Annotated in this window: 5 protein-coding genes; 3 read left to right on the forward strand and 2 right to left on the reverse strand. The window is 56.6% G+C overall.

All coding sequences use genetic code 11. The features are described from left to right. Window positions 1-9 precede the first annotated feature (9 nt). On the forward strand, window positions 10-7,125 hold the full coding sequence (locus IB252_RS20055; protein WP_192410025.1) for a TcdA/TcdB pore-forming domain-containing protein: 7,116 nt from the start codon (window positions 10-12) through the stop codon (window positions 7,123-7,125). On the opposite strand, the gene IB252_RS20060 is transcribed toward IB252_RS20055, so the two are convergent. Then, a complete protein-coding gene (locus tag IB252_RS20060; RefSeq protein ID WP_007937197.1) occupies window positions 7,094-7,690 on the reverse strand; it encodes a MarC family protein in 597 nt (198 codons plus the stop codon). The genes IB252_RS20055 and IB252_RS20060 overlap by 32 nt on opposite strands. Window positions 7,691-7,949: 259 nt before the next feature. On the opposite strand from IB252_RS20060, the gene IB252_RS20065 reads away from it, so the two are divergent. Both IB252_RS20065 and IB252_RS20070 read left to right on the forward strand, forming a co-directional pair. After that, window positions 7,950-8,741, forward strand: coding sequence for a hypothetical protein (locus tag IB252_RS20065; protein ID WP_192410026.1), 792 nt, complete (start codon window positions 7,950-7,952; stop codon window positions 8,739-8,741). A 56-nt stretch (window positions 8,742-8,797) separates the two neighbouring features. Continuing rightward, the gene (locus IB252_RS20070) at window positions 8,798-9,520 is read left to right on the forward strand and encodes a hypothetical protein (protein WP_192410027.1); all 723 of its coding nucleotides are present in this window, start codon (window positions 8,798-8,800) and stop codon (window positions 9,518-9,520) included. 21 nt (window positions 9,521-9,541) lie between these two features. Here IB252_RS20070 and IB252_RS20075 read toward each other — a convergent pair whose 3' ends face one another. Then, window positions 9,542-12,328, reverse strand: a complete 2,787-nt coding sequence (locus IB252_RS20075) for a hybrid sensor histidine kinase/response regulator (protein ID WP_192410028.1) — start codon at window positions 12,326-12,328, stop codon at window positions 9,542-9,544. Between the last annotated feature and the right edge of the window lie 14 nt (window positions 12,329-12,342).

The raw sequence follows: 12,342 nt of genomic DNA on the forward strand, positions 1-12,342 counted from the left end.
GATGGGTGAGTGGCTGTCAGTTTTTTACATATGGATATGAAAATGAAAAGTACAACTGGTGAAACATTAAATCAGACTGACACGTTCCCCACGCCGTTTGATCGCAGCGAATTGGAGTTTGCGTTGAGCGGTTTCAAAGATATGCCGGCGCACGCAGCGGCCTTGCGTTACTTCGATGGTGCTAGCGAAGCGTCGACGCTTGACGCTCAACTGACGGCGATAAGTCTATTGAAGGAAACGCTCGAATCAACAAACCCGAAAGGTTCGGCGGCCACACTGCCAAAAGTCCGGGATAAATTGACGGACTATTTCCTGCGTTTGAGTACAACGGTCGAACTACTGAATACCGCCAAACCCGTGCCTAAAAAGTTGCACTTTGTCTGGGTGGGCGGGGGCATTGGTGCTATTCAGGGAGACTACATCAATGTCTGGAGGCAAATGCTTGCCCCGCAGGGTTACAGCCTCAACCTGTGGTATGACAGCGATGCTTTGCTGGCCCATGAGACCAATCGCATTATCGTCGAGTCAGCCAAGGCGCTGGGGGCGATTTCTGCGCCACAAGGCGCAGTCGATACGTCTGCTGCGCTGGGTCGCCGTTACATCGAGCGAACGCGAGTGTTGCGACAGCAGATGTTCGAGCATATCCAGACGGTCACACAGGCGGGCGGTAGCGCCGATCAGGCGCGAATCGATCTTTTAGTCAGTGCCTATGGCCAGGATGAAGGTGCGCTCAAGGCGCTCAAAGCCCGCAATCTTCAATCTCTGCAACGCCTGGAAATGACTCATCGAGACATACACGTAGAGCTTATCGATCAACCGTTGTTCGATATTTATGAGCGCGAAATCTCGTTTCGGACCAACTTGGCGGCTGCATCCGATATCACACGTTTACAAGTTCTGAATAGCGAGGGTGGAACCTATCTTGATGCTGATTTGCTGCCGTCTCTGCATAAAGTGCTCGGTGGTGTGGACCTCGCCGCCTTCAGTGCCGAAGAACGTATAGGTGTGATGCAGGTATTGTTTGATTACAACCCGACACTGCTTCCGAATCGGGGACAGGCCTATGCGGATTTTCGCCCCAAGGTGCCCGAACAACACCGAGAGGCGATAACAGCATTTGCCAAAAGCACGCCGTCCCTCAGCGATATTTTTGCCCCGTTCAATGACGTCATGGTCGCGTCGAACGGTCTGCGTGTCGGTAATAAAAACACGCCTGATTCGATGGCGAATCAAATCAAGACGCCATTCAACGGATTATCCAATGCCCTGTTGAGTGGTCATGCGGGTTCTGCACAACTTGCCGCCGTTATGGAAAAAATTCGCAGTAACTATCAATTCCTGGACCGGGTAGTTGCGCAGGCCTTGAGCAGCCATGTATCGCTTCAGGATCGCCAGGCATTTCCCGATCTGATTATCCGGGAGCTGGAGAAACAACACGGTCCGATTTCAAGCTGGAACTCGAATCTGCAAAGCCTCAACAGTTTTTTGCAGGCGATCAATGACTATGATGCCGACGGGATCAGATTCGGTGCCCAGTCGGCCATTGCGATGAGCGGGCCGACGGCGGTGTCCAGCGGGTTGAGTGACTTTGTCGACGACCATGCGGTGCTTGAAAGCCGCCAACAGATCAGTGACAAGGTTGACCTGTTCGACGGCTTTAACCTCGCCACCGAAGAAGAAACCCATCACAGCTGGAAAGACAATGCCAAAACTGAGGCGGCCTGGTTCGAGCTTGAGACAACAAAAGCGAGCCAGGGCGGCTATAAGGCCCATTTCAAAGGGAACATCACGGAGCTGCTTAAAGGTCAGCTCATGACGTTTGAAAAGGGTTGGCCTGTGATTGAAGGCCGCCCGGTTTTACAGACCGACATCCTGCAGCAGTTGGTGGATGACCTGGGAGCCCCCTTTATCCGGGCCATGAACGAAAAACTTAGCGGCGACCTGAGCTTCGATAAGCCTTGGTCCCTGAGCTTCGATGAGCGTCAGCGGATCCTGGCGCAAGCCCGTGTAGAACTTCCGGTCTCGCACGGTTTTGAGCCGATCGGCAATCTGAATGAAATGATCGTTCGCATTGGCCACGACTCTCTGCCGCTTGATCAGTTGAGCCCGGTGCATCGAGTACTGCTCGGCGGGCTGTTCGGCGCGCAGACGCTGGATAATGCCGGATTCGACGATGCCTGGCAGCACACCCGAGCCCTTGCGCAGAGCACCACCGACCTGGGTTTCGCCCAGCGTTATCTGGCCATCGAGCAGGCCTTGCTCACACGCAGGCCTCCTGCATTCGAAGCCGGTTTTGCAGCTGCCCAGGCAAGGGTTGAGCCATCGAAGAACAGCGCTCAAGTGCTCAAGGCCCTCGCGTTCGAGAAACCGCTGACCTTGCGCCAATGGGGCGAGCACATGGCCCGTATCAGGTTTCAGGCCCAACATGAGCTGCGTCAACACATCTTCCAGCGCAGCGCCACGGTGCTGGAAACCTTCATCGAGCAAGGTGCTTCGACGGGGCGGTTGATGCCTCAGGGTTTATTGGTCAGGGGTGAAGGCGATCCTGGAAGGCGTTGTTATCCGCTGGTATTGGCCATGGCGGCGGCCATCGAAAAAGGCCCCTCGGCCGTGGACGCTTTGAGCGGCAGGTTGGCCAATGCCAACCTCGCGCCCGACGCCAATGAAACCCATGCTTTTCTGCGAACCCTCGATGAGCTGCGAACTGTACCAATGGCGCGGTCGGGCGTTTTATCAGGAGCGTTCGGCCTGGATCAGGTCATGCGGACCCTGCAAGCCAGTACTTCCACCCGTACCTTGATGCTTAACACCGAAAGCCATTCCCTGTTGGTGGCAAAAGTCGTCGCTGGCGAGTCGAGTGCCTACCACTTCTACGATCCGAATTTCGGTGTCTTCGGATTCGAACAGGCGCAGGACCTGCACCGTGGTCTTGAGCGGTTCCTCAGCAGCCCTGAGCTGGCCAGACTCTATGAGATCAATCACGTGATGGAAGCGACGTTCAACGTCGTCGACCTCAATGGTCCACGTGTCGCCGATCTGACGCTTCCATCGCAGATCAATGTGTCAGGTTTGCTGAGTCATGATCCGATCAGCATCGGGGTAACGGTGGCGCCATGGGAACACCATGCTGAGTTACGGGCCCGTTCATTGGTGGAAAATGCCCGACTGGGGCGAGGGCTGAACGAACTGGACGCCCGTCACTGGGCGCAGCAGATTCAGCACAGCGCTGATCGCCTCCACGCGGAAAGTAACCTGGGGCGAGACTTTGTTCCGGTGTTCGACAGTGTGCGAGAGGTGTCTGGTGGACACTATGAAATCAGCCTGGTCAATCTCAAGGATCCAACGCGCACCGTCAGGGTGCCAAGCACTGACGGTGTCCTTCCGCGGATCCGCTCCTACCTGACGGAGACTTTCCAGACACTGTCGGTCAAGCCGTCAGTGCCGGGCAGGGTCGACCCGAGCGATGTCAGCGCCGTGCATACCTTGAATGCGGCGTTTACGGTTCAGGCGCTATTGGTAGCGCTCCAGTCTCATGAGCAAATCAGCGCCATCAATGAAGACCGCAGCCTGACGACCGCTGTGCGAATGCACGGTTACCTCAGTTACGCGCAACTGGCCCATGGCAATCTGCTCGACATCGTGGAACTGGTCAAACTGGTCAGGGTGGCGTTGAACGACGCACCGCTGGTGGCCCGAACCACCTCCTCGGTAGTGGTCAATGCGCTGGGACATATTGCCAGGGATGGTTTGGCCACGGTGATGCAACTGGCTACTCTGGGTTTCGATATCTATCTGCTGGCCAATGCCAAGGACGATCTGCAACAGGCGCAATACGGTACTCAGTTGGCGTTCGATTCCGCGGGGTTGGCACTGTCCGCGGCCGGCATAGGCGCCGGCCTGGCAGGTGCCAGTACGGTCGCTGCGTTTCTTGGCGGAGCCGGTGTGATCCTGGGTGGGTTCGCCATTGGCATCAGTGCGCTGGTTGAAGGGTTCAATGGCACGTTGGAACGAGGACGGCGGATCGGTCAGTACCTGAACCGCGTCGATAAGGCGTATCGCTCGGGCGGTCACTCGATCAGGGAGGGTGTGTTTTATCCGAATCCTTACGCGGCCATCCGCGAGATTGATTTGCGCAACCAGCGGCTGACGTTTGACAGTCAGGAAATTTTGTCGGCCAACACCTATACGCTGAACCCGCCAGATCAGAATCCTGATCGTTCGAAAGCCATCAACATTCGTCAACACCTCGGGTTGCCGGAGCATGCGGCTATTGGCGATTTGACGACCTTTCAGGCCATTGTCCTGCCGTGTGTGGCCAAGACCTGGTTCGGTTTCGATTACTCGGCCCTGCCGTTTTCGACCACGCGTTCCGAGCATTTTGAAACCGCGCTGAAGCTGGAGTACGACACAGCAGGCAATCGCCAGTTCTGGTTTACCTTTTACAAGTTCCCCTCCGAGTACATCCTGCACAACTTGTATCCGATAGAGGTGGAGACGACGATCAGGGTCTTGCTGGATGAGGAGCCGCGTTTGTTGCTGGTGCCCGAGCTGCCCAAGATGTTGCACGGCAAGCTGACCTACAGTGTTGAAGGGGTGGGTGGTCATTGCGCGCTGACACTCGCCCCGGGCGTGCGCTCGATCAATCTGTCACAGGCAAAGGCGCGCCCCATGGCCTGGACGCTGCGTGCGCTCTGGTTGAGTGAAGCGGACATCGTTGTCAGCGACGGCTTTTTGAAGGTGGGGGCTATCGACGTTCATGTCATGGGTACACCCGAATTGGTTATCCAGACTTCGCATAACTCGTTTCGAGTTGACTGGGCGAAACGGCAACTGCTGCTTGAAGAGCTGGAGAACGATCCGACTGCCGACACCGCGATGATCCAGGCCCGAGTCAGGAACCTGGCCCGCGCCAATCGTTTAGCCAGCCCATTCACCGCGGTACAGAATTTTCCGGTTCCGTTCGCAGACCCACAAGAACCACAACTCACTATGGCTTTTTATGAGCAGGCCCGTGATCGTTTCATCTACGCTCGCGACCTCCCACCAGCCCTGGCGAACCAAGCCAGGCTGGGCGCGGTTATTGGTGGGCAGGCGTATTTCTATTGCTCCCGGGAAGCACTCATCTGGCGCTCTGACGTGGTCACCGGGCAAGTCAATCGATTCTATAGGCTGATGGACCCGGTGCCCGGTTCGAGCATTTCGGTGTTCCAGGTCCTGGGGCAGGGGGTCATTCGGATTGTCCAGCAAGTGACCCAGCGCACTGGGCGTGAAGCCGAGGTGGTCTACCTGTTGGGTGAGGACGAAGTCTTGCTGCTGGCGATTGCAGGTCATTTGACCGAGCGCCAGCAAGACCTGCTGCTCAAGGGCGTGATGCGGGGGTGGTCGAACTTCCTGTGGGATTACGAATTGTTGGTCAAGGACTCCAAGCTTTGGCCTTTGACCCAAGTGAAAGTCGTGGATTATCAACCGGCGGCGTTTGTCTCGATAACACCTTTGACACAGGGCAAAAAGGAATCGCTCAGCACGTGGGTCCGTGCTGCCGATGGCCTGCTGATTCGTCCCGCTGTGTCGCAGATTGAGGGACCGCGCGGCCCGGTCAGCCCGATGTTGCTGACACCCGCGACCAGGAAGGGTAATACCGTCCTGTTCTTTGACAAGCTCAATCGGACCCTCTATCGCCAGAAGATCGGGACGACCGTCAGCGGTGCGGATGCCCAGGCTGAGCGTATCGAGCCCTGGAATGTGATTGAAGTCATCGCTAATGAAAAACGCTACGTTGCGTTGACCAGGGAAGGGCTGTATTTCGATATCAACGAGCAAGGGCAGTCGCAGCTGGCCGGAGTCTCCGAAGACTGGCTGGAGGATGCCAGAGGGCCGTTGGGCATAGGCTTTGAGTTCTGGACCGACGTTGAGGCGCTTGCGAAGGCGCATCAAGCGTCGAGCTTTTCGATTCTTGGTCTGGGTAGCGGCGTACGGGATGAAAAGCTGTGTGCCTGGTACGTCGACCATCGATGGCTGATGGCGGATATGGGCCCCGGCAAGGTCATGCAGTTGGTGGCAACGACGCCAAATGAGGAGACGGGCTGGCTGCTGGATGTTTCCGTTGGGCAACTTTACCGCCAAGCGTTCCTTGAGCCTGAAAAACTACCGACCCTCTTTGACAATGGTCTGCAGCTTCTGCGGCAGGACCTGTTGCCTGTGCCACAAAAGGTCTGGCCCGAATGGTCTTTTGCACAGGTATGGACACATGGCTCCGGTCTGCGAGGGCGGACGCTTGAAGGGGTTGAACTCGAGATGGTGTTCGGTGAACCGGCGCGTATCGTCGGCGTCACGGGAGGCTGGGTGCTGGCGCAACAGGGGACGAAAGACCCATACGATGCGAGGGTGAGGCGAGCGTTGAAGGCGCTGGTGAGCAAACATCCCCACGAAGCATTTGTATCGGTTGGCGGTTACTCGGGCTACCAATGGTATGTCGAGGGTATCGATCGTGTGGTGGGTGAGGTCGATACGAGACTGGAAACCCGACTGCTGGGTGTTCGAAACAAAACGGTTGCCTTGTTACATGAAACGCCCAGCCAACTGACATACAGCGCTTCGAAGGATGTGTGGCTGGAGAAAAGCGTTGCTCGTCGTGAAGACGAGGTACTAATGCTGGAGTTTCAGGGCGAGCTCAGTGACGTTATGCCGTTGATACCTGACGACGTTACACAGTTGATCTTGAGTTATGGGCCAAGAGCGATCAGCTGCAGCCTATCGAGCACTGTCTGGCAGCGGCTTGAATGCATTATGGTTGATTGTCGTCGTTCGTTGAGCGCTGAGTCACAGATGCCTGGCACGTTGATTCTGGATACTGGGGCGCAGGATGCGTGGCGGGTCAGTCTGGTTGAAAATCAGTTGCTGTTCACCGACCCGAATACCGGACACAGCCTGATCCTGCTCAACCACTCCGACGGTTTGACTGAGCGCCGTGCGATGAGCCTGAGTCTTCAGGTTCATGGCACCACAATGACCGTAACCCTTGATGAGTTCGTGCAGGCACTGGCGAGCGATGGCAAGGACAGGCAGCTTGCCGCACTAATGACGAAGGAGGGCGTCACGGAACCAGGTAGCCCTTCACCCCGGTAAAGATGATCTGCGCCGCCAATGCGCAGACGAACAACCCCATCAACCGGCTGACGATCTGCAACCCCTGGTCGCCGAGAATGCGCTCGATGCGGTTGGACAGGTAAAGCACCACGCCGACCGTAAAACTGGCCAGGGCAATACTGAGAATGGCTGTGAGTTTGTCGTCCCAATGAGGCTGACTCACGCCCATCACCAGCAAGGCGCCGATGGTGCCGGGGCCGACGGTCAGGGGAATGGTCAGCGGGACGATGGTGACGTCCTGCTGCACGTTGTCGGTCTGCACCGCCGACTTGCCCTGAGCCATGCCCAGTGCCGAGATGAACAGCACACTGCCGGCACCGATGCGAAAGGCGTCCACGGTGATGCCAAAGACACTGAAAATCACCCGCCCGAACAGGTACAGCAAGACGCTGGAGACCAGGGTGGCAGTCGCCACTTTCCAGGCCAGTCGACGTTGTTCCTTGCGCGAATAACCGCGGGTCAGACTGATGAAGCAGGACAAAACGAAGAACGGGCTGTAGAGCACCAGCATCTTCAGGTAAACGCTGAACAACACGTGGAGCATGGTTTAGGCTCGCATCAGGAGAGAGGATGACGAGGAGTCTATCAGTCTGTTAGTTGCTTGTGGATGTGAGTTGTGAGAGGCGCGTCAGTTAATTTTCCGGCAGGCTGTTTTTATAGCTAGTTGGGTGTTGTTGTAACTTGTTTGGGGGAGTGGTGGGTATAATGTTACAGGTTTAAGTTTGTGGTTGTTCATTTGTTTGGTTATTGTTTTATCGCAAGTTCATGAGGAACTTGTTTGGTGTTTTTATAAGGAATTCATTGTGTATAATAAATCTATTCGTGAAAGTTATGTTGCTGCCTGTATTGAGGCGATTGAAGAGTGTGAGATCGACGAGCAGGTAATTATTCGTCCTCGTGGCCTGATGGTTGTGGGCGACGAGATCGAAGCACCGTCGAAAGGCTCTATTGTGGGTGAAGGCACGTTGGGCTTTTCTGGCAAACTCAGTGCCGAAAACAGGTCGGATGCTCAAAACGCCTTTCTCTTTGCAAGCCGTGCAGCGAACAAACTCTACCCAGCAGAGCATCAGGGCAAAGAGTGGTATTTGAGGTTCCGGGAAGTCATGACCATCGCAGGTTGGACGCCTGTCAGCAAGTACTACAGTGATCTGGAAGTCGGCGGCACCAGCGTCCGTATGGACAAGCTGGTGCTGGAGATTCTCGGTTCGGTGGTTGCCGGCGTTGCATTGCCTGGTCCGTCGACTGCGTTGATGCTCAAGGTCGCGGGTGACGCGATCGCGGCCCTGCAAAAGCGTGACACGGCGGCCCTGACTGTTTATGAACGAAATCTGCTGCAAAACGGCGTCGGCGGAATCTCGGCCGGTGCGTGTGTCGAAGTAGAAGGTGAGGCAATCATGGCCGTGGGTGCAGTGCGTTTTCTTCGCAAGACCAGCTCCACCAAAGTAATGTTCGTGGATGTGGATATCCGAAATGTGAACCTGTATCGCGGTGAAACGGTATTTGCCAAAAATACATTGGTCGCTGATGCAGTTCGTGAGTCCATCAAGAGCAAACTTATCCCTCATAAAGACCAGATCGCAGACATTGATATCTAATTGATCTAAATAGGCAGTCGGTTATCGGCTGCCTTTTTTTTGTCGAGGGCGTTGATATGAGTTACGAATATTCTGTATTGATCGTTGGGGCTTGTGTCGTGATTATTCCGGCCGCGGATGGGGCGGCCCAATATACGGATCTGGTCAATTCCGTGTTGCTGGCGCAACTGATTGCCAATAAGAAGATCGAAAAAGCTCCGGAAATTGACTGGTACAACGCTTATGTAGAATTTCTGGATGATTACTGGCTGCGACGTACAAGAGCGCGACAGGATTGGTCTATCGCCCAAGACAGAGTCGAGTCTGTCAGCGACTGGGTCATTGCAGCGATTTCACAAGATGCTGTGGATAAAGGAAGCGCTACTGCGGCAACATTGCAGCGGCTGGCAAGGTTGTCCGGCAACGAGCCTGCAATGGGTTTGCTGCGCGGTCACATGCAGAAAATATCCACTGACGAGTCGGGTGATGTACTTGCGCCCGCAAAGGCTGTGCGTTTGCTGGTGGTTATCGCGCAGACGCCGACATCGGTCGCAAGCGTCTACATCGAGCTTAAGACCCGCCAGATCATCAGTGCCAATCCGCTGGCCCAGCGACATCTGGCTGAGGATGTACAAGGCAGCGTTTGCATGCGCTACGCCGCTGCTAACTTGTCCGAAACTCTCTACAGCCCTGTGCGCGACGCCATTGCCTTGAAGGTCAGGGACAAGTATCAGGACAACGTAGCGATGTTGACATTGAGCGATGATGCTTCGGCCATGGAGATCTGTGCGGTAGATTGAGTCATGCCTGGTTTGATTGCCCTACACGCCTGCCTGGAACGTTGATACCGTGCGATTCTGATGATCACGCTCAGCTACCCAGTGCTCGATCAGTTCCCGCAACTGCGACAACTCCACCGGTTTGGCCATATGCCCGTCCATGCCGGCCTGGCGCGCGCGCTCTTTGTGTTCGGCAAGAATGTGCGCAGTCAAAGCCACCACCGGCGTGCGAATCCGCTGATTGCCGACTTCCCAGGCGCGCAATTGCTGAGTTGCGGAGAAGCCGTCGAGGATCGGCATTTCGCAGTCCATCAGCACCAGGTCATAACGCTGGGCTTTCATCGCCTGCAAGGCTTCTTCACCATTGCTGGCGGTATCCGGTTGCAGGTTGAGTTTGCCTAGCATGCCGCGAATCACCTTGGTCGAGATGCTGTTGTCTTCGGCCACCAGGATGCGGAAATCGCTGGGTACCTTCACCGGTAAGGTCGGGCCGGTGGTCAGGTGCTGCGAGAGGGAGAGGCCCTTGTTTCGCTGGTTCAGCTCGTCGGCCAACGTCGTCTTGAGGGTATAACCGGCCACCGGTTTGGCGAGGATGCGTTTGATCCCCGAGTTGCGCGCGATGATCTTGCTGGGCGCATTGCTGATGCCGGTGAGCATGATCAGCAGGATGTCGTGGTTCAGGCTCGGGTCTTCCTTGATCTTGGCCGCCAGTTGCATGCCGGTCATGCCGGGCATGTTCTGGTCCAGCAGGACCACGTCGAAGTAATCGCGCAAGTGAGCCTTGGTGCGCAGCAGCGCCAACGCTTCCTTGCCGGACGCTACGGCACTGACATTCAGGCCCCAGGCGCTGCACTGTTGCACCAGCACTTTGCGACACGTGTCGTTATCGTCCACCACCAATACCCGTGCACCCTGCAGGGGGCCATCAAGGTCAGATGTCGGGTGTTCGAGGCGGTCAGGGTCCAGCGGCAGGGTCAGCCACAAGGTGCTGCCCTGATTGGCGCCGCTCTTGATCCCGAACTCCCCGTGCATCAAGCGAATCAGCTGACGGGCGATCACCAGCCCCAGGTTGCCTCCCAAACGGGTGGCCGAGAGGAAGTGCTTGCTGTGCAGTTCAGCGTGCATCAATGCATCGCGCTCTTCGGTGTCCATCGGCTCACCGCTGTCCTGTACGGCAATGCGCAAGCGCGGTTTTACACTGCGCTCATCGAGCGCGACAACGATCAGGATTTCGCCTTCGTCGGTTTTCTTCAGGGCGTTTTCCAGCAGGCTCAGCAGGGTCTGGCGCAGGCGCGTCGGGTCACCGCTGATGACACGCGGCACTTGCGGCTGGATAAAGCTGATCAGCTCGACGTTCTGTTGTTCGGCTTTGGCGCGGAAGATGCTCAGGCAGTCTTCGATCAGTGCATTGAGGTCGAACTGCACATCGTCCAGTTCGATCTGCCCGGACTCGAGCTTGGAGATGTCGAGAATCTCGTTGATCAGTGTCAGCAGTTCGTTGCCGGCACTGTGGATGGTCTGTACATAGTCGCGCTGCTTGACCGAGAGCGGCGTGCCCAGCAGCAGCTCGGTCATGCCCAGTACGCCATTCATCGGGGTGCGGATTTCGTGGCTGATCTTTGCCAGGAATTCGGCCTTGGCGTTGATCTCGGCGTTGCTGGCGGCCAGGTCGCGGCTGACGCTGAAACGGTCTTCGGTAATGCTGCGCTGACGTTCACTCAAGGCAATGCTCATCAACACGCCGCTGATGCAGATTAACCCCAGCAGGGTCATGATCAAGCCCTGCGGTGCGACCAGGGTCAATCCCAGCAGGGCCGGCAACATGATCAGAGTGCCAATGTTGAACACCACCATCGCCGCGACGAACAGGCGCGCCGGGCGATAACCTTTTTGCCAGTGATAGGCGCTGACGAACAACATGCTCAGGCCTGCCAGCGCGACCAGGGCGTAGGTCATGATGTTCAGCGGCAGCGTGTTGACGAACAACAGCAGCAAGCTGCAGACCACGATGAACAGAATGTCCCCCATCAGCAGTTTGTTCAGTGGGTGCGGGCCGAGTGGGGTGAAGAAGCGATAGGCGAACATCAAGCCGCACGGCGCCGTCAGCAGCAAGGCGAAGTAGGCGCCGGGTGTTTGCACCGCATGCCAGTTCGGCAGCCAGGGCCCTGCCAGATTCAGCAACAGCAACAGGCTGAGCATCAACAATGTTTCACATCCGGCTAGCCAGAAACTGCTGCGTGAGCGGCTATAGGCGTAGCGGACGAGGCTGTACAGGATCAGCATCCCGAGGCAACCGAACAACAGTCCGTAGATCAGCGTCTGATTCTGATTGGCCGCGGTCATGACCGCCGACTGCAGGGTGATGTAAGGCCTCAGCTGATGGTCGGAGACCAGTCGCAGGTAAACATCGAGAGGTTTTTCGTTTTGCGGCAGAGGCAACATGAAGTCGCTGCTGGGCAGCGGCCGTTCAGCCTGGGGCTGGCCGGTGCCGGTGTTCAGTTGCTCGATCAGCGTGTCGCCGTCCAGCACATACAGATTGAGGTGCGACAGATCGGGCGCGAATACCCGCAGCAACTGTTCATGCTTGCCGGGAGCGAGTCTGAAACGCAGCCATAACGCACCATCGGGTTCGGCGGCGGTGAGGCGTTCCAGTTCAATGGGGCTGAATTGATTGGTGTAGCGAGCGGAACGGATGTCGCTGAGTTGCAGGTCGCCCTGTTCGTCGAGCAATACCGCCCAGCCACTGCCTTGCGCGGCCTGGGCCGGGAGCATGCAGAGCAAGGTCAGCAAAGTGACGGTGAATCCTATGGCAATCCTGAGCCAGCGCACGGCGAAATCCCTTC

The organism is Pseudomonas sp. PDM10 (assembly GCF_014852295.1).
Taxonomy (GTDB): Bacteria; Pseudomonadota; Gammaproteobacteria; order Pseudomonadales; family Pseudomonadaceae; genus Aquipseudomonas.

What these genes read in the sequence shown, in the direction of transcription:
- IB252_RS20060 (WP_007937197.1), bottom strand. Translation starts at nt 7,690, where the DNA reads ATGCTCCACGTGTTGTTCAGCGTTTACCTGAAGATGCTGGTGCTCTAC.
- IB252_RS20070 (WP_192410027.1), top strand. Translation starts at nt 8,798, where the DNA reads ATGAGTTACGAATATTCTGTATTGATCGTTGGGGCTTGTGTCGTGATT.